Raw genomic sequence first — 18,093 nt, forward strand, 5'->3', positions numbered from 1 at the left:
CCGCGGTCACCAGCCCGCGGTCGGGCCCGTCAGTTCCCTGACCGCGGGGCGGGCCGCGTCCAGCACCGTCATGAACCAGGCCGAGAAGGTGTCCTTGGCGTGCCGCTCCGCCAGCTCCGCCGGCGTCACGAAGGCCGTGGCCCCGACCTCCTCCGGGTCCGGCCGCAGCGGGGACCGCACCAGTCCGACGAAGAGGTGGTTGAACTCCTGCTCCACCAGACCCGAGTCCGGGTCGGGGTGGTTGTAACGGACCGTGCCCGCCTCGCCGAGCAGCGCTGGCGACACCCCGAGCTCCTCGTACGTCCGCCGCGCGGCGGCCGCGAAGGGCGACTCACCGGGGTAGGGGTGGCCGCAGCAGGTGTTCGACCAGACCCCGGGGGAGTGGTACTTGCCGAGGGCGCGCTGCTGGAGCAGCAGCCGGCCCCGCTCGTCGAAGAGGAACACGGAGAACGCCCGGTGCAGTCGCCCGGGCGGCTGGTGGGCGGAAAGCTTCTCCGCCGTGCCGATCGTCGTGCCCTCCTCGTCGACCAGCTCCAGCAGGATCGCTTCCGTGGTGCTGTCCGGTGACTCGTGCATCGCGGTGGCAGGTGTGATCGGCATGCCCATCCTTCGCTTCGTTCCTCGAATCCCAAGTCTGCCGTAGGGAACCGGCACCCCTGGTACTTCACGCCAACCCGCATGTCCTACCCCCGCACCCCCCGCGCGGACACCCATGGATCGCCCACCGGCCCTCCACAGCGGGCGAACTCCCGCTCGCCGGGGGTGCGGGTACCTCGCGGGCGCCCGGTCTCGGCGGCCGCGCGGCCGGGTGCCGACCGTCGAAACCCGGCCGGATGGCGTAACCGGATGACGTACCAAGCGGGTCCCGGCACACGCGGCGCGCCACATGGGGAGGCCGGCAGCGGCGGCCGGGGATCAGTGGCAGAGCTTCGCCTCGTGCGCCGCGTGTCCACCGGGCTCCAGCTGGAAGGTGCAGTGCTCGACGTCGAAGTGGTCCCCGATGCAGCCCTGGAGCTCGTGGAGCATCTTCTCGTTGCCGATGGCGTCGAGCGTCTCTGAGCCGACCACGACATGGGCCGACAGGACGGGCATCCCGGAGGTGATGGTCCAGGCGTGCAAGTCGTGGACGTCCTCGACGCCGGGCAGAGCCAGGATGTGCGCCCGGACCTCCGCCATGTCGACGTTCTTGGGGGCCGCCTCCAGCAGCACGTCGAGGGTCTCCCGCAGCAGCTTCACCGTGCGCGGCACGATCATCACGCCGATGACCAGCGAGGCGATGGGGTCGGCGGCCTGCCAGCCGGTGAGCAGGATGATCCCGGCCGAGACGATCACCGCCAGCGAGCCGAGCGCGTCGGCCGCCACCTCCAGGAAGGCGCCCCGTACGTTCAGGCTCTCCTTCTGGCCCCGCATCAGCAGGGTCAGCGAGATCATGTTGGCGACCAGACCGATCGCACCGAACACGACCATCAGACCGCCCTCGGTGCCGACCGGGGTGACGAAGCGCTGGATCGCCTCGAAGAGCACGTATCCGCCGACGCCCAGCAGCAGCACACAGTTGGCGAGTGCCGCCAGAATCTCGGCGCGGGCGTAACCGAACGTGCGGTTGCCGCTCGGCGGGCGGTTGGCGAAGTGGATCGCGAGGAGCGCCATGCCGAGACCCACCGCGTCCGTCGCCATGTGCGCCGCGTCCGCGACGAGTGCGAGGGAGTCGGCGAGGACACCGCCGACGATCTCGACCACCATGACGGCGAGCGTGATCGACAACGCGATCCGCAGCCGGCCGCGGTACGCCGCCGCCGCCGTACCACCGGCCGGCGCGTGATGCGCGTGCCCGTGATCGTGCCCAGCCCCCATGGAATCCGCCCTTCCGTGTCCCTGTGTCCGGCTCCGGGACCACAGTCAACTACGGGCGGGGGGTATGGGGCAACGCGGCACTGAACACCGTTGTCATGTGCTCTGACCTGCGGAAACGATACGCAGGTCAGAGTGGTGTCATGATCGGGAACCCGGTCGCAGACCGTGGTGCAGGCACCAGCCGGCCCATGCCGACTCGACCATCTCGCGCACCCCGCGCCGGGCCGTCCAGCCCAGCTCCCGCTCGGCGAGCGCGGCCGAGGCGACGGCGCGCGGCGCGTCACCGGGGCGGCGCGGTTCGACGAGCGCGGGCCGCCGATCGCCGGTCACCTCGCCGATGAGCGTGACCAGTTCACGTACCGAGACGCCCTCCCCCCGGCCGATGTTCACGGTCAGGTCGCCGGACGTGCCCTCCGCGGTGAGTCGCCGGACCGCGGCGAGGTGGGCCTCGGCGAGGTCGGCGACATGGATGTAGTCCCGGACGCAGGTGCCGTCCGGGGTCGGGTAGTCGTCGCCGAAGACCCGGGGTGCCTGGTCGCGGGTGAGGCGGTCGAAGACCATCGGGATCACGTTGAAGACGCCGGTGTCGGCGAGCGCGGGCTCGGCGGCGCCGGCCACGTTGAAGTACCGCAGACAGACGGTGGCCATGCCGTGCGCCCGGCCCGCCGCGCGGACCAGCCACTCCCCGGCGAGCTTGGTCTCGCCGTAGGGGCTCATCGGGGAGCAGGGGGTGTCCTCCGTGATGAGGTCCACATCCGGGTTGCCGTACACGGCGGCGGAGGAGGAGAACAGGAACCGCCTCACCCCGGCACCGGCCGCCGCGTCGAGCAAGGTGGCCAGTCCGCCCACGTTCTCCTGGTAGTAGCGGGTCGGCTGGGCCACCGACTCGCCGACCTGCTTGCGGGCCGCCAGGTGCACCACGCCGGTCACCGCGTGCTCGGCGAACGTCCGCTTGAGGAGGTCGCCGTCCAGGGCGGAGCCGTGTACGAGCGGGATACGGTCGGGGAGGCGGCCGGGGACCCCGGCCGAGAGGTCGTCCAGGGCGACCACCTGTTCTCCGGCGTCGGCCAGGGCCTTCGCCACATGTGCGCCGATATATCCGGCTCCGCCTGTGATCAGCCAAGTCATGGGCACCTACCTTAACGGGGTCCCCCCGAGTTTCATTGATGTTTTCTGTTGAATGATGTTGGACTCTGTTTGTTCTCGGCGGGCAAGGTGCGGGGTTCGGCGTATATCGCCTATGAGTCGATATGCGAACCGGAGTTTGTGGCGTGGCCCTCGGATCCACGATGATGATCGCGGCGGAGCCCCAGCAGGCCCACCTGATCGGGCCGTGAACGGGCGGTGAATCCTCGTTTCCCTTCATCCGATAACCTCTGCCGACACGCCGCCGGACCGTAGCGGGCCGGGGTGTCTCCACCACGCACATGCCCGGCGCGGTCGCGTCGGCACCCAGGGAGTGAGTTCGTCTGTCGACCGCCATCCTCACCGGTCAGCCGGTCCCCGGATCGTCGCTGGAGGGCGATCTGCGGTCGCTCGGCTTCGACGTGCGGGTCGCCGCCGACGCCGGTGACGCCGAAACGCTCCTGGCCGCCGTTCCCGCCGGTCAGCGGGTCGCGATCGTCGACGCCCGGTTCGTGGGGCATGTGCACGCGCTGCGTCTGGGCCTCACCGATCCCCGCTTCGACGCCGCCGCACTGCCCGGCGCGGTGACCGTACAGGCCGCCGCCCGCCAGGCCCTGACCCGCGCACTGGCCCGGGAGAGGTCCGCCGAGGGCGGCAGCACCGCGGTCGCCGTGGACAGCGTCGCCGACCGGGTCACGGCCGCCCTCGACGCCGACGGCGTCCCCCTGTACCGGCCCGACCTCGGCACCCTGGTCGCCGCGGTCCCCGCCGACCCGCAGGCCCGCAACGAGGCCCGCCAGGCGGTCGCCGACGTCGACGACGAGGCCGTACGGCTGAGGACCGCCGTGAAGTCCCGCGACGGCTTCTTCACCACGCACTTCATCAGCCCCTACTCCCGCTACATCGCCCGCTGGTGCGCCCGCCGCGGCCTGACCCCGAACCAGGTCACCACCGCCTCGCTCGTCACCGCACTGATCGCGGCGGGCTGTGCGGCCACCGGAACCCGCGGCGGGTTCGTCGCGGCCGGCGTCCTGCTGATCCTCTCCTTCGTCCTGGACTGCACCGACGGCCAGCTGGCCCGCTACTCGCTGCAGTACTCGACCCTCGGCGCCTGGCTCGACGCCACCTTCGACCGCGCCAAGGAGTACGCCTACTACGCGGGCCTCGCCCTCGGCGCCGCCCGGGGCGGCGACGACGTCTGGGCCCTCGCCCTCGCCGCGATGGTCCTGCAGACCTGCCGCCACGTCGTCGACTTCTCCTTCAACGAGGCAAACGTCGGGGATCCCGCCGCCACCGCCAACACCAGCCCCACCGCGGCCCTCTCCGACAGGCTCGACAGCGTCGGCTGGACGGTATGGGTACGCCGGATGATCGTGCTGCCCATCGGCGAGCGCTGGGCGATGATCGCCGTGCTCACCGCGGCCACCACGCCCCGCATCACCTTCTACGCCCTCCTCATCGGCTGCGCCTTCGCCGCGACGTACACCACGGCGGGCCGCGTGCTGCGCTCGCTGACCCGCAAGGCGCAGCGCACCGACCGGGCGGCACGGGCGCTCGCGGACCTCGCCGACAGCGGCCCGCTCTCCGAGGCGCTGGCACGGCTCCTGCCCGGCCCCCCGCGCAAGACGGCACTGCTCAGCGCGGCCTTCGGGGCCGTGGCCGTGGTGACCGCCGCCTGGGTCTGGGGCCCCTCCTGGCAGGTCGTCGCCATGGCGGCCCTGTATGTCGGGCTGTCGGCGGAAGCTGTCGAGCGCTCCCTCAAAGGTGCCCTGGACTGGCTGGTTCCCCCGCTGTTCCGCGCCGCCGAATACGGCACCGTCCTGGTACTGGCGGCCAAAGCCGACGTGAACGGAGCCCTTCCCGCGGCTTTCGGGCTGGTGGCCGCGGTCGCCTACCATCACTACGACACGGTGTACCGCATCCGCGGTGACGCCGGCGCGCCGCCGCGGTGGCTGGTGCGGGTGATCGGCGGCCACGAAGGCAGGACGCTGCTGGTCACCGTTCTGGCCGCGCTGCTCGCGCCCACGGATTTCAAGGTCGCGCTCACGGTGCTCGCCGTGGCCGTGGCGCTCGTGGTGCTCCTCGAGAGCATCCGCTTCTGGGTGACCGCCCACAAAACCGGCGCACCCGCCGTACACGATGAAGGAGAACCCGCATGATCGGCCTCGTGCTGGCGGCCGGCGCCGGACGGCGTCTTCGCCCCTACACCGACACCCTGCCCAAGGCTCTGGTGCCGGTGGGCCCCGAAGGCAACGAGGAGAGCCTCACCGTTCTCGACCTCACCCTCGGCAACTTCGCCGAGATCGGCCTGACCGAGGTCGCGATCATCGTCGGGTACCGCAAGGAGGCCGTCTACGAGCGCCGCGAGGCGCTGGAGCAGAAGTACGGCCTGAAGATCACCCTGATCGACAACGACAAGGCCGAGGAGTGGAACAACGCCTACTCCCTGTGGTGCGGCCGTGACGCCATCAAGCACTCGGTGATCCTCGCCAACGGCGACACCGTGCACCCGGTCTCCGTCGAGAAGACCCTGCTCGCCGCGCGCGGCGGCGACAAGAAGATCATCCTCGCCATCGACACCGTGAAGTCGCTGGCCGACGAGGAGATGAAGGTCGTCGTCGACGCCGAGAAGGGCATGACGAAGATCACCAAGCTGATGGACCCGGCGGAGGCCTCCGGCGAGTACATCGGCGTCACCCTCATCGAGGGCGAGGCCGCCGACGAGCTGGCCGACGCGCTGAAGACCGTCTTCGAGACCGACCCGCAGCAGTTCTACGAGCACGGCTACCAGGAGCTCGTGAACCGCGGCTTCAAGATCGACGTGGCGCCCATCGGTGACGTCAAGTGGGTCGAGATCGACAACCACGACGACCTCGCCAAGGGACGTGAGATCGCGTGCCAGTACTGACGAGGCTCATCCCCTCGCCGGTCGTCGTGGACATCCGTCCCGGCGCGCTCGATGATCTGGCGACGATCCTGTCGGACCAGCGCATCGCGCCGTCGGGCCGGCTGGCCTTCGCGATCAGCGCCGGCTCCGGCGCGGCGCTGCGCGACCGGTTCGCCTCCGCGTTCCCGGAGGCGGACTGGTTCAGCGACGCCGACGGCACCATCGACGGCGCGGTACGGCTCGCCGACTCGATCAAGAAGGGCGGTCACTACGACGCCGTGGTCGGGCTCGGCGGCGGCAAGGTCATCGACTGCGCCAAGTACGCCGCGGCCCGGGTGGGCCTGCCGCTGGTCGCCGTCGCCACCAACCTCGCCAACGACGGTCTGTGCTCCCCGGTCGCCACGCTCGACAACGACGCGGGCCGCGGCTCGTACGGTGTGCCGAACCCCATCGGGATCGTCATCGACCTCGATGTCATCCGTGAGGCCCCGGTGCGCTTCGTGCGGGCCGGCATCGGCGATGTGATCTGCAAGATCTCCGCCGTGGCCGACTGGGAGCTGTCCAGCCGCGAGACCGGCGAGAAGGTCGACGGACTGGCCGCCGCGATGGCCCGCCAGGCCGCCGAGGCCGTGCTCCGCCACCCCGGCGGCATCGGTGACGACGACTTCCTGACGACCCTGTCCGAGTCCCTGGTGCTGTGCGGGATCTCCATGTCCGTGGCCGGCGACAGCCGTCCCGCCTCGGGCGCCTGCCACGAGATCAGCCACGCCTTCGACCTCAGCTTCCCCAAGCGCAACGCCCTCCACGGAGAGCAGTGCGGACTGGGCGGTGCCTTCGCCACGTTCCTCAGGGGCGACAAGGAGATCGCCGGGCAGATGACCGAGGTGCTGCGCCACCACGGGCTGCCCGTCCTCCCGGAGGAGATCGGCTTCACCATCGACGAGTTCGTCAAGGTCGTGGAGTTCGCGCCGCAGACCCGGCCCGGCCGGTACACCATCCTCGAGCACCTCGAACTGAGCACCGAGCAGATCAAGGACGCATACGCCGACTATGCCAAAGCCATCGGTAGCTGAGCTCCGACCGGTCGTCCACCCCCCGGGTGTGAAGGACCGGCGGAGCGGCGAGCACTGGGCCGGCCGGCTCTACATGCGCGAAATCTCCCTGCGCATAGACCGGCACCTGGTGAACACCCGGGTCACGCCCAACCAGCTGACCTACCTGATGACCGTCTTCGGCGTCCTCGCCGCCCCGGCGCTGCTCGTGCCGGGCATCTGGGGCGCCGTCCTCGGTGTGCTGATGGTCCAGCTGTACCTGCTGTTCGACTGCGTCGACGGGGAGATCGCCCGCTGGCGCAAGCAGTACTCGATCGCCGGCGTCTACGTCGACCGGGTCGGCGCCTACCTGTGCGACGCGGCCGTGCTCGTCGGCTTCGGCCTGCGCGCCGCCGACCTGTGGGGCACCGGCCGGATCGACTGGCTGTGGGCCTTCCTCGGCACCCTCGCCGCCCTCGGCGCCATCCTGATCAAGGCGGAGACCGACCTCGTCGGGGTCGCCCGGCACCAGACCGGGAAGCCCCCGGTCCAGGAGTCGGCCTCGGTGCCCCGCTCCTCCGGCATGGCACTGGCCCGCCGGGCCGCCGCCGCGCTCAAGTTCCACCGGCTGATCCTCGGGGTCGAGGCGTCCCTGCTGATCCTGGTCCTCGCGCTCGTCGACCAGGCCCGGGGCGACCTCTTCTACTCCCGGCTCGGCGTCGCCGTCCTCGCGGGCATCGCCCTGCTGCAGACGCTGCTGCACCTGGTGTCCATCCTCGCCTCCAGCAGGCTGAAGTGAGCGGCGGCATGAAGGTCGGCGCGGTCATCATCACCATGGGCAACCGCCCCGACGAACTCCGCGCCCTCCTCGACTCGGTCGCCAAGCAGGAGGGCGACCGGGTCGAGGTGGTCGTCGTCGGCAACGGCTCACCCGTCCCGGACGTCCCCGAGGGCGTCAAGACGGTCGAGCTGCCCGAGAACCTCGGCATCCCCGGCGGCCGCAACGTCGGCATCGAGGCGTTCGGCCCCGGCGGCCGGGACGTCGACGTCCTGCTCTTCCTGGACGACGACGGCCTGCTCGCCCACCACGACACCGCCGAACTGTGCCGCAGGGCCTTCGAGGCGGACCCGAAGCTCGGCATCATCAGCTTCCGCATCGCCGACCCCGACACCGGCGAGACCCAGCGGCGCCATGTGCCCCGGCTGCGCGCCTCCGACCCGATGCGCTCCTCCCGGGTCACCACCTTCCTCGGCGGCGCCAACGCCGTACGCACCCGGGTCTTCGCCGAAGTCGGCGGGCTCCCGGACGAGTTCTTCTACGCACACGAGGAAACCGACCTGGCGTGGCGGGCCCTCGACGCGGGCTGGATGATCGACTACCGGTCCGACATGGTGCTGTACCACCCCACGACCGCGCCCTCCCGGCACGCGGTCTACCACCGCATGGTCGCGCGCAACCGCGTCTGGCTCGCGCGCCGCAACCTCCCCGCGCCGCTCGTCCCCGTCTACCTGGGTGTCTGGCTGCTGCTGACCCTGCTCCGCAGGCCGTCGGGCCCGGCGCTGAAGGCGTGGTTCGGCGGTTTCAAGGAGGGCTGGACGAGCGCCTGCGGTGCCCGTCGGCCCATGAAGTGGCGTACGGTGTGGCGCCTGACCCGACTGGGCCGACCTCCCGTCATCTGACAAGCTCGATATCTGAGAGCATGCGGCGGTACCCGGTCCCAGGTTTCCGCCTCGGCCCGACCAGGCTGCGCACTTTGAGGACGAAAGTATCCATTTGTGAGTGAGACAACGCATGACGGCAGGCTCGCGGTGAGCGACCGCCCCTCGCCCGATGACGGGCTCTCCGCGGCGGAACTGGCCGCCAAGTACGGGCTGTCCGTGAGCGGCGCCCGGCCCGGACTCGTCGAGTACGTCCGCCAGATGTGGGGGCGGCGCCACTTCATCCTCGCCTTCTCCCAGGCGAAGCTCACCGCGCAGTACAGCCAGGCCAAGCTCGGCCAGCTGTGGCAGGTGGCCACCCCGCTGCTGAACGCGCTGGTGTACTTCCTGATCTTCGGCCTGATCCTCAACGCCGACAAGGGAATGCCGCGCGAGGTCTACATCCCGTTCCTGGTCACGGGTGTGTTCGTCTTCACCTTCACCCAGAGCTCGGTGATGGCGGGCGTCCGCGCGATCTCCGGCAACCTGGGCCTGGTCCGCGCGCTGCACTTCCCCAGGGCGTCGCTGCCCATCTCCTTCGCACTCCAGCAGCTCCAGCAGCTGCTGTTCTCGATGGTCGTGCTGGTCGCCGTCACGATCGCCTTCGGCAGCTACCCGACGCTGTCCTGGCTGCTGATCCTGCCGGTGCTCGCGCTGCAGTTCCTCTTCAACACCGGTCTGGCCCTCATCTTCGCCCGTATGGGATCGAAGACCCCGGACCTCGCGCAGCTGATGCCGTTCGTGATGCGGACCTGGATGTACGCCTCAGGCGTCATGTTCTCCATCCCGGTGATGCTCGCCGGCCACCCCAAGTGGATCAGCGACGTCCTCCAGTGGAACCCGGCCGCCATCTACATGGACCTGATGCGCTTCGCGCTCATCGACGGCTACGGCCGCGAGAACCTGCCCCCGCACGTGTGGGCGGTCGCCGGCGGCTGGGCCGTGCTGATCGCGCTCGGCGGCTTCGTCTACTTCTGGAAGGCCGAGGAGAGGTACGGCCGTGGCTGAGACCCGAGTCCCCACCGTCATCGCGGACGAACTGCACATCGTCTACCGCGTCAACGGCGCCAAGACCGGCAAGGGCAGCGCCACCGCAGCTCTCAGCCGCATACTCAAGCGAGGCGCCGACGACGCCGCGCGAGGCGTCCGCAAGGTGCACGCCGTCAAGGGCGTCTCCTTCATCGCCTACCGGGGCGAGGCCATCGGCCTCATCGGCTCCAACGGCTCCGGCAAGTCCACCCTGCTGCGCGCCATCGCCGGGCTGCTCCCCGCGGAGAAGGGCAAGGTCTACACCGACGGCCAGCCCTCCCTCCTCGGCGTCAACGCCGCCCTGATGAACGACCTCACGGGCGAGCGGAACGTCATATTGGGCGGCCTCGCGATGGGCATGTCGCGAGAGCAGATCAAGGCGCGCTACCAGGAGATCGTCGACTTCTCCGGCATCAACGAGAAGGGCGACTTCATCACCCTGCCGATGCGCACCTACTCCTCCGGCATGGCGGCGCGCCTGCGGTTCTCCATCGCGGCGGCCAAGGACCACGACGTCCTGATGATCGACGAGGCCCTCGCCACGGGCGACCGCAAGTTCCAGAAGCGCTCCGAGGCCCGCATCCGCGAGCTGCGCAAGGAGGCCGGCACGGTCTTCCTGGTCAGCCACAACAACAAGTCGATCCGGGACACCTGCGACCGGGTCCTGTGGCTGGAACGCGGCGAGCTGCGCATGGACGGTCCGACCGAAGAGGTCCTGAAGGAGTACGAGAAGTTCACGGGCAAGTAGTCCGCCTCCGCCCGGGCCCCGCCGGAACTGCTCCGGTGGGGCCCGGCGTCTGCGGAGGAGACGGGGGCACGGCGTCCGCAAAGGAACCGCCAACTCCGGCAAGGAACAGTCAACTCCGGCCACCCGTAGGAATCTTGGGGGCAATCGGTGCGTTCTTGTGATGTGCAGGACACCCCGACGGAGCATGGGGCGTTGTAGAACGTAAGCTGTACCGGTGCCGAATCGCGGCAAGTGGGTCCATAATGCGCGACACCCGGCATCCGCCGCACACGCCGACGATCGGGCGGCGTGTCCGAAATAGTGCGTATTGGGTCGGCAGTGTAGAACGGGAGATGTGACGGCCATGGCTACGGAAACTCCCCAGCTCAACAACGCTTCCGCCGTCCCCGCGCCGGGTGACGAGCGGTGACCGAAAGCGGGACGGCGCGCACCGGTGACCCGGAGCGCGACACCCTCGACAAGGCCGCGGCCGAGAACTTCCCCGTCGCGCCGTTCTTCCTGCCCAGGGCCTGGCGCGACGATCTGACGGCGCTCTACGGCTTCGCCCGCCTCGTCGACGACATCGGCGACGGCGACCTCGCCCCCGGCGGCGCCGACGCCCGTCTCCTGGGCGTCTCCCCGCAGGACGCCGACGACCGGCTCCTCCTGCTCGACGCCTTCGAGGCCGACCTCCGCAGGGTCTTCGACGCCACCCCCTGCCACCCGCTGCTGCGCGGCCTCCAGCGCACGGTCCGCCGTCACTCCCTCGGCCCAGGGCCCTTCCTCGACCTGATCGCCGCCAACCGCCAGGACCAGCTCGTCAAGCGGTACGAGACCTACGACGACCTGCTCTCCTACTGCGAACTGTCCGCCAACCCCGTGGGCCGCCTGGTGCTCGCCGTCACCGGCGCCACCACCCCGGAACGGATCCGCCTGTCCGACGCGGTCTGCACCGCGCTCCAGATCGTCGAACACCTCCAGGACGTGGCCGAGGACCTCCGCGGTGACCGCGTCTACCTGCCCGCCGAGGACCTGAAACGCTTCCACGTCCAGGAGGCGGATCTGGCCGCGCCCACCGCGGGCGCGTCGGTGCGCGCCCTGGTCGCGTACGAGGCGGAACGCGCCCGGAGCCTCCTGGCCGAGGGCACCCCGCTGGTGGGGAGCGTCCACGGCAGGCTGAGGCTGCTCCTCGCGGGGTTCGTGGCGGGAGGAAGGGCGGCCCTCCACGCGATCGCCGCCGCGGAATTCGACGTACTCCCCGGCCCACCCAAGCCCGGCAGGCTCCGGTTGCTGCGGGACATGGGCGCGACCCTGCGAGGAGAGGGGTGATCCGGACCGTGGAGTCGGAACCGCACGCGTCCGCGCCGGTACTCGCCGCCTACAGCTACTGCGAGGCCGTCACCGGACGGCAGGCCCGCAACTTCGCCTACGGCATCCGGCTGCTGCCGACGCCCAAGCGCCGTGCGATGTCCGCGCTGTACGCGTTCTCGCGACGCGTCGACGACATCGGTGACGGCGCGCTCGCGCCGGAGGTCAAGACGGCCCGGCTGGAGGAGACCCGGTCGCTGCTCACGCGGGTCCGCGCGGGCACCGTCGACGAGGACGACACGGACCCCGTGGTCGTGGCGCTCGCCCATGCCGCGAACCGTTTCGCCATCCCGCTGGGCGCCCTCGACGAACTCATCGACGGCGTCCTGATGGACGTGCGCGGCGAGACCTACGAGACCTGGGACGACCTGAAGGTCTACTGCCGGTGCGTCGCCGGCGCCATCGGGCGGCTCTCCCTGGGCGTCTTCGGCACCGAACCCGGAGCGCGGGGAGCGGAGCGCGCGCCGGAGTACGCCGACACCCTGGGACTCGCCCTGCAACTCACCAACATCCTCAGGGACGTTCGCGAGGACGCCCAGGGCGGCAGGATCTACCTGCCGGGCGACGACCTCGCAAAATTCGGCTGCTCCGCCGGGTTCGCCGGGCCGCTCCCGCCGGCCGAATCCGACTTCGCGGGTCTGGTGCACTTCGAGGTGCGCCGGGCCCGTGCCCTCTTCGCCGAGGGCTACCGGCTGCTGCCCATGCTGGACCGGCGCAGCGGAGCCTGTGTCGCCGCCATGGCCGGTATCTACCGGCGGCTGCTCGACCGCATCGAGCGCGAGCCGGAGGCCGTGCTGCGCGGCCGTGTCTCGCTCCCCGGCCGCGAGAAGGCCTATGTCGCGGTGCGTGGGCTGTCCGGTCTGGACGCCCGCCATGTGTCCCGGCATGCCGTCAGGAGGCGCGCCTGATGGACAATCCGGGCCAAGGCGAACTCATCGCGGACAAGTGGTACGCAACCCTCCGCGGCACGGGGGCGTCCCTGACGACGACGGCCTGCCGCGGACCGATCCCTCGCCCCGGCGGACCGGCAGGGGAGGGCGCGCGATGACCGACACAGCACAGCCGGACGGACCCCCGCGCGGGGGCCGTACGGGCTCCCACGGCACGGCCGTGGTGGTCGGCGGAGGACTGGCGGGCATCACGACCGCGCTCGCACTCGCCGACGCCGGAGTGCGGGTCACCCTGCTGGAGGGGCGCCCGCGCCTCGGCGGGCTGGCCTTCTCCTTCCAGCGCGGCACCCTGACCGTCGACAACGGTCAGCATGTGTACCTGCGCTGCTGCACCGCCTACCGCTGGTTCCTCGACCGGATCGACGGCACCGCGCTGGCCCCGCTGCAGGACCGTCTCGACGTGCCGGTCCTCGACGCCCTGGGCAGGCCCGGCCGGCGGCTCGGCCGGCTGCGGCGCGACGCGCTGCCCGTCCCCCTGCACCTGGGGCGCAGCCTGGCCGCGTACCCGCACCTCTCGCTCACCGAGCGCGCCAGGGTGGGGCGCGCCGCGCTGGCGCTCAAGGCGCTCGACCTCGGCGACCCGGCACTGGACGCGCGGGACTTCGGCGGCTGGCTCGCCGCGCACGGCCAGTCCGCGCGTGCCGTCGAGGCACTGTGGGACCTGGTGGGCGTCGCCACCCTCAACGCGGTGGCCCGGGACGCCTCCCTCGGGCTCGCCGCGATGGTCTTCAGGACGGGGCTGCTGTCCGAGCCGGGCGCGGCCGACATCGGCTGGGCCCACGTGCCGCTGGGCGAACTCCACGACCGGCTGGCCCGCAAGGCCCTCGACTCGGCGGGCGTCCGCACCGAACTGCGGACCCGCGTCACCTCGCTGTCCGCCGGAGGGAACGGCCGCTGGCGGGTCGAGGTGCCCGGCGAGAGCCTCGACGCCGACGCGGTCGTCCTCGCCGTACCGCAGCGCGAGGCGTACGACCTGCTGCCGGAGGGCGCGCTCGACCACCCCGAGCGGCTGCTGGAGATCGGCACCGCGCCGATCCTCAACGTCCATGTGGTGTACGACCGGAAGGTGCTCAGCCGTCCGTTCTTCGCGGCGCTCGGCTCGCCCGTGCAGTGGGTCTTCGACCGGACCGAGGCGTCCGGGCTGGGCGAGGGCCAGTATCTGGCGCTGTCGCAGTCGGCCGCGCACGACGAGATCGACGAGCCCGTGGCCGTGCTCCGCGAGCGCTATCTGCCCGAACTGGAGCGACTGTTGCCCCGCGTGCGCGGCGCGCGCGTGAAGGACTTCTTCGTGACCCGGGAGCGCACCGCGACCTTCGCTCCCACCCCCGGCGTCGGACGGCTCAGGCCCGGCGCCCGCACCAAGGCACCCGGCCTGTACCTGGCCGGAGCGTGGACCGCCACCGGGTGGCCCGCGACCATGGAGAGTGCGGTCCGCAGCGGCGTCGGCGCGGCGGACGCCGCCCTCGCCGCCCTGGGCCGGCCCCGGGACCACCTCTTCGCCTACGAGGAGGCAGCGTGACGCTCGAAGCGCACCCCGACGGTTCCCGCACTCTCGGCACCGCAACTAGAGGAGAGACTGTGCCCACTGTGCCCCCGGCCGCGACGGCAGCCGACGCGGTGGACGTGACCGCGCTCCTGGAGCGCGGGCGGACCCTGGCCACGCCCGTGCTGCGGGCGGCGGTCGACCGGCTGGCGCCCCCCATGAACACCGTCGCGGCCTATCACTTCGGCTGGATCGACACCCATGGCAACCCGGCCGACGGCGACGGCGGCAAGGCCGTGCGCCCCGCCCTCGCCGTCATGTCGGCCGAGGTCACCGGCGCCGCCCCCGAGGTCGGTATCCCCGGCGCGGTCGCGGTGGAGCTGGTGCACAACTTCTCGCTGCTGCACGACGACCTGATGGACGGCGACGAACAGCGCCGCCACCGCGACACCGTCTGGAAGGCGTACGACCCCGCCCAGGCCATCCTCGTCGGCGACGCCCTGATGGTCCTGGCCAACGAGATCCTCCTCGAACTCGGCACCGCCGAGGCGGCCCGCGCCACCCGCCGTGTCACCACGGCGACCCGCGCGCTCATCGACGGACAGGCCCAGGACATCTCCTACGAGCACCGCGAGCGGGTCACCGTCGAGGAGTGCCTGGAGATGGAGGGCAACAAGACCGGCGCCCTGCTCGCCTGCGCCTGCTCCATCGGCGCGGTCCTCGGCGGCGCGGACGACCACACCGCCGACACCCTGGAGAAGTACGGCTACCACCTCGGGCTCGCCTTCCAGGCCGTGGACGACCTGCTCGGCATCTGGGGCGACCCGGTCTCCACCGGCAAGCAGACCTGGAGCGACCTGCGCCAGCGCAAGAAGTCCCTGCCCGTGGTGGCCGCGCTCGCGGCGGGCGGCCCCGCCTCCGAGCGGCTCGGCGAACTCCTCGCCGCCGACGCCAAGAGCAGCGACTTCGACAGCTTCTCGGAGGAGGAGTTCGCCGCCCGCGCCGCCCTCATCGAGGAGGCCGGCGGCCGGGAGTGGACCGCCCAGGAGGCGCGCCGCCAGCACGCCGTCGCCATCGAGGCGCTCCACTCGATCCGGATGCCCGAGCACGTACGGGACCAGTTCGCGGCGCTCGCGGACTTCGTCGTCGTACGGAAGAGATGACCGCCATCGGCCGGCCGCCGGGCGCCGTCGGCCGAATAGCCCTCGCGTAGTCGCCGGCCGGTGCGTGTTCACCGGACACGCACCGGCCGACGGCCGACCCACCGCAGAGATCCGTCCACTGCACGAAGGGGAAGCCATGACAGCGACGACCGACGGAAGCACCGGGGCAAGGCCGCCCCGCGCTGCCTCGGCCAGCGACATCGACACCGACACCCCGGTGGCGGCGGGGGCCCGGGACGCCGCCGAGCGCGCCCTGCGGCGTGCCACCGATCACCTCCTCGTGCGTCAGGACGCCCAGGGCTGGTGGAAGGGCGACCTGGAGACCAACGTCACCATGGACGCCGAGGATCTGCTGCTCCGTCAGTTCCTGGGCATCCGCGACGAGCCGACGACACGGGCCGCGGCCCTGTTCATCAGAGGCGAGCAGCGCGAGGACGGCACCTGGGCGACCTTCTACGGCGGTCCGCCCGAGCTCTCCGCGACCGTGGAGGCGTACGTCGCCCTGCGGCTGGCCGGCGACGATCCGTCGGAGCCGCACATGGCGAAGGCGTCCGCGTGGATCCGGGAGCGCGGCGGGATCGCAGCGGCCCGGGTCTTCACCCGGATCTGGCTCGCCCTGTTCGGCTGGTGGAAGTGGGACGACCTGCCGGAGATGCCGCCGGAGCTGATCTACTTCCCGAAGTGGATGCCGCTGAACATCTACGACTTCGGCTGCTGGGCTCGGCAGACCATCGTGCCGCTCACCATCGTCTCCGCGAAGCGCCCGGTGCGGCCCGCGCCGTTCCCGCTCGACGAACTGCACACCGATCCCGGACGGCCCAGCCCGCCCAGGCCGCTGGACCCCCTGGGCACCTGGGAGGGCGCCTTCCAGCGGCTCGACAGAATCCTGCACGGCTACCGCAAGGTGGCGCTGAAGCGGCTGCGCAGAGCGGCGATGAACAGCGCGGCCCGCTGGATCATCGAGCGGCAGGAGAACGACGGCTGCTGGGGCGGCATCCAGCCGCCGGCCGTGTACTCGGTCATCGCGCTGCATCTGCTCGGCTACGACCTCCAGCACCCCGTGATGCGGGCCGGACTGGAGTCACTGGACCGGTTCGCCGTGTGGCGCGAGGACGGCGCCCGCATGATCGAGGCCTGCCAGTCACCGGTGTGGGACACCTGCCTCGCGACCGTCGCGCTCGCCGACGCGGGCCTGCCCGCCGACCATCCCCAACTGGTCAGGGCCGCCGACTGGATGCTCGGCGAGGAGATCGTCCGGCCCGGCGACTGGTCGGTCAGACGCCCCGAACTTCCCCCGGGCGGCTGGGCGTTCGAGTTCCACAACGACAACTACCCCGACATCGACGACACGGCCGAGGTCGTACTCGCCCTGCGCAGGGTCAGGCATCCCGACCCCGAACGCGTCGAGAAGGCCATCGCGCGCGGGGTGCGCTGGACCCTCGGGATGCAGTCGAAGAACGGCGCCTGGGGCGCCTTCGACGTCGACAACACCAGCATGTTCCCCAACAAGCTGCCGTTCTGCGACTTCGGCGAGGTCATCGACCCGCCCTCCGCCGACGTCACCGCCCACGTGGTGGAAATGCTCGCGGTCGAGGGCCTCGCGCACGACCCCCGCACCCGGCGCGGCATCGACTGGCTGCTGGCCGAACAGGAGCCCAGCGGAGCATGGTTCGGCCGCTGGGGCGTCAACTACATCTACGGAACCGGGTCCGTGGTCCCCGCGCTGGTCGCCGCCGGACTCCCCGCCGCCCACCCGGCGATCCGCCGGGCCGTGGCCTGGCTGGAGACCGTCCAGAACGACGACGGGGGCTGGGGCGAGGACCTGCGCTCCTACCCCGAGCCCGCCGAGTGGGGCGGCAAGGGCGCCTCCACCGCCTCCCAGACCGCCTGGGCGCTCCTCGCGCTGCTGGCCGCGGGGGAGCGGGACTCCAAGGCCGTGGAGCGCGGCGTCGAGTGGCTCGCGGGGACCCAGCGAGACGACGGCGGCTGGGACGAGCCCCAGTTCACGGGGACCGGCTTCCCCTGGGACTTCTCCATCAACTACCACCTCTACCGGCAGGTGTTCCCGCTCACCGCCCTCGGCCGGTACCTCCACGGCGAACCTGCCGTACCGAAGGCCGGGGCGAGCTGATGGACACGGCCGCCGCCCCGGCGCCGCTGCTGATCGCCTGCGCGCTCGGCATCGAGCAGTTCGCCCTGCGCAGCGGCGACCGGGGCGGCGCCGGCGGCCCGGTCACCGTGCTGCGCACCGGCATGGGCCCCAGGGCCGCCGAGCGAGCCGTCACCCTGCTGCTCGCGGAACCGGCACTGGCCGGGGCCGCCGTCCTGGCCACGGGGTTCTGCGCGGGGCTCGCCCCCGGTATGCACCCCGGTGACCTCGTCGTCGCCGAGGAGACCCGGGGCCCCGGCGGTGCCGTCACTCCCTGTGTGGGCATCGAACGACTGGTCAAGGAGCTGGGACGGGCCGTGCCCGGACGCACGGTCCACACCGGCCCGCTCACCGGATCCGATCACGTCGTACGCGGTCAGGAACGGTCGGACCTGTTCGCGACCGGAGCGATCGCGGTCGACATGGAATCCGCGGTCACGCTCCACTGCGCCGTGCGCTCGGGCGCACGCCCGGTTGCGGCCGTCCGGGTGGTCGTGGACGCTCCAGAACACGAGCTGGTCCGGATCGGCACGGTGCGCGGTGGAATATCGGCTTTCCGCGTCCTTCGTGCCGTCCTCCCCGCTTACTACGAATGGCACCGTTCCTTGCTGCTCCCCAGGAGGTGAGCC

General features: G+C 71.4%; 17 protein-coding genes. 14 read left to right on the plus strand and 3 right to left on the minus strand.

Annotated features, from left to right (window positions below):
• Positions 1 to 6: 6 nt before the first annotated feature.
• From idi to galE, 3 genes are all read right to left on the minus strand, one after another.
• On the minus strand, positions 7 to 600 hold the full coding sequence (gene idi, locus AC067N_RS06125; protein WP_478677674.1) for an isopentenyl-diphosphate Delta-isomerase: 594 nt from the start codon (positions 598 to 600) through the stop codon (positions 7 to 9).
• Positions 601 to 915: 315 nt separating this feature from the next.
• The gene (locus tag AC067N_RS06130) at positions 916 to 1,854 is read right to left on the minus strand and encodes a cation diffusion facilitator family transporter (protein ID WP_478677675.1); all 939 of its coding nucleotides are present in this window, start codon (positions 1,852 to 1,854) and stop codon (positions 916 to 918) included.
• A gap of 138 nt (positions 1,855 to 1,992) precedes the next feature.
• Positions 1,993 to 2,982 (minus strand): UDP-glucose 4-epimerase GalE, encoded by a 990-nt coding sequence (galE, locus tag AC067N_RS06135; RefSeq protein WP_478677676.1) that lies wholly within the window; start codon positions 2,980 to 2,982, stop codon positions 1,993 to 1,995.
• 341 nt (positions 2,983 to 3,323) lie between these two features.
• Here galE and AC067N_RS06140 point away from each other — a divergent pair, with 341 nt between their 5' ends.
• From AC067N_RS06140 to AC067N_RS06205, 14 genes are all read left to right on the plus strand, one after another.
• The gene (locus tag AC067N_RS06140; RefSeq protein WP_478677770.1) at positions 3,324 to 5,138 is read left to right on the plus strand and encodes a DUF5941 domain-containing protein; all 1,815 of its coding nucleotides are present in this window, start codon (positions 3,324 to 3,326) and stop codon (positions 5,136 to 5,138) included.
• Positions 5,135 to 5,887, plus strand: a complete 753-nt coding sequence (locus tag AC067N_RS06145; protein ID WP_478677677.1) for a phosphocholine cytidylyltransferase family protein — start codon at positions 5,135 to 5,137, stop codon at positions 5,885 to 5,887. Before AC067N_RS06140 ends, AC067N_RS06145 begins: the two co-directional genes overlap by 4 nt.
• Positions 5,875 to 6,939: an iron-containing alcohol dehydrogenase family protein gene (locus tag AC067N_RS06150; RefSeq protein ID WP_466804071.1), complete on the plus strand. Its 1,065-nt coding sequence runs from the start codon at positions 5,875 to 5,877 to the stop codon at positions 6,937 to 6,939. The genes AC067N_RS06145 and AC067N_RS06150 overlap by 13 nt, the downstream gene beginning before the upstream one ends.
• 28 nt (positions 6,940 to 6,967) lie before the next feature.
• Positions 6,968 to 7,696, plus strand: coding sequence for a CDP-alcohol phosphatidyltransferase family protein (locus AC067N_RS06155; protein WP_478677678.1), 729 nt, complete (start codon positions 6,968 to 6,970; stop codon positions 7,694 to 7,696).
• A gap of 8 nt (positions 7,697 to 7,704) precedes the next feature.
• Positions 7,705 to 8,577: a glycosyltransferase family 2 protein gene (locus AC067N_RS06160; protein ID WP_478677679.1), complete on the plus strand. Its 873-nt coding sequence runs from the start codon at positions 7,705 to 7,707 to the stop codon at positions 8,575 to 8,577.
• 96 nt (positions 8,578 to 8,673) lie between these two features.
• Positions 8,674 to 9,603 carry an ABC transporter permease gene (locus AC067N_RS06165; protein WP_478677680.1) on the plus strand — a complete coding sequence of 310 codons (930 nt, stop codon included), beginning with the start codon at positions 8,674 to 8,676 and terminating at the stop codon, positions 9,601 to 9,603.
• Positions 9,596 to 10,372, plus strand: a complete 777-nt coding sequence (locus tag AC067N_RS06170) for an ABC transporter ATP-binding protein (protein ID WP_478677681.1) — start codon at positions 9,596 to 9,598, stop codon at positions 10,370 to 10,372. The genes AC067N_RS06165 and AC067N_RS06170 overlap by 8 nt, the downstream gene beginning before the upstream one ends.
• A 405-nt stretch (positions 10,373 to 10,777) precedes the next feature.
• On the plus strand, positions 10,778 to 11,680 hold the full coding sequence (gene hpnC, locus AC067N_RS06175; RefSeq protein ID WP_478677682.1) for a squalene synthase HpnC: 903 nt from the start codon (positions 10,778 to 10,780) through the stop codon (positions 11,678 to 11,680).
• Positions 11,677 to 12,627: a presqualene diphosphate synthase HpnD gene (hpnD, locus tag AC067N_RS06180; protein ID WP_478677683.1), complete on the plus strand. Its 951-nt coding sequence runs from the start codon at positions 11,677 to 11,679 to the stop codon at positions 12,625 to 12,627. Before hpnC ends, hpnD begins: the two co-directional genes overlap by 4 nt.
• The gene (locus AC067N_RS06185; RefSeq protein ID WP_478677684.1) at positions 12,627 to 12,767 is read left to right on the plus strand and encodes a DUF6380 family protein; all 141 of its coding nucleotides are present in this window, start codon (positions 12,627 to 12,629) and stop codon (positions 12,765 to 12,767) included. The genes hpnD and AC067N_RS06185 overlap by 1 nt, the downstream gene beginning before the upstream one ends.
• Entirely contained in the window at positions 12,764 to 14,188 is a 1,425-nt protein-coding gene (gene hpnE, locus AC067N_RS06190) for a hydroxysqualene dehydroxylase HpnE (protein ID WP_478677685.1), read from the plus strand. The genes AC067N_RS06185 and hpnE overlap by 4 nt, the downstream gene beginning before the upstream one ends.
• A gap of 59 nt (positions 14,189 to 14,247) precedes the next feature.
• On the plus strand, positions 14,248 to 15,315 hold the full coding sequence (locus AC067N_RS06195; protein ID WP_478677686.1) for a polyprenyl synthetase family protein: 1,068 nt from the start codon (positions 14,248 to 14,250) through the stop codon (positions 15,313 to 15,315).
• 136 nt (positions 15,316 to 15,451) lie between these two features.
• Positions 15,452 to 17,446 (plus strand): squalene--hopene cyclase, encoded by a 1,995-nt coding sequence (shc, locus tag AC067N_RS06200; RefSeq protein WP_478677687.1) that lies wholly within the window; start codon positions 15,452 to 15,454, stop codon positions 17,444 to 17,446.
• Entirely contained in the window at positions 17,446 to 18,090 is a 645-nt protein-coding gene (locus AC067N_RS06205) for a phosphorylase family protein (protein ID WP_478677688.1), read from the plus strand. Before shc ends, AC067N_RS06205 begins: the two co-directional genes overlap by 1 nt.
• The last annotated feature ends 3 nt before the right edge of the window (positions 18,091 to 18,093 follow it).

Source organism: Streptomyces sp. NPDC042364 (genome assembly GCF_056437585.1).

Coding starts and splice junctions, on each gene's coding strand:
- galE (WP_478677676.1), bottom strand. CDS start 2,982: ATGACTTGGCTGATCACAGGCGGAGCCGGATATATCGGCGCACATGTG.
- AC067N_RS06205 (WP_478677688.1), top strand. CDS start 17,446: ATGGACACGGCCGCCGCCCCGGCGCCGCTGCTGATCGCCTGCGCGCTC.
- idi (WP_478677674.1), bottom strand. CDS start 600: ATGCCGATCACACCTGCCACCGCGATGCACGAGTCACCGGACAGCACC.
- AC067N_RS06130 (WP_478677675.1), bottom strand. CDS start 1,854: ATGGGGGCTGGGCACGATCACGGGCACGCGCATCACGCGCCGGCCGGT.
- AC067N_RS06145 (WP_478677677.1), top strand. CDS start 5,135: ATGATCGGCCTCGTGCTGGCGGCCGGCGCCGGACGGCGTCTTCGCCCC.
- shc (WP_478677687.1), top strand. CDS start 15,452: ATGACAGCGACGACCGACGGAAGCACCGGGGCAAGGCCGCCCCGCGCT.
- hpnE (WP_478677685.1), top strand. CDS start 12,764: ATGACCGACACAGCACAGCCGGACGGACCCCCGCGCGGGGGCCGTACG.
- AC067N_RS06185 (WP_478677684.1), top strand. CDS start 12,627: ATGGACAATCCGGGCCAAGGCGAACTCATCGCGGACAAGTGGTACGCA.
- AC067N_RS06160 (WP_478677679.1), top strand. CDS start 7,705: ATGAAGGTCGGCGCGGTCATCATCACCATGGGCAACCGCCCCGACGAA.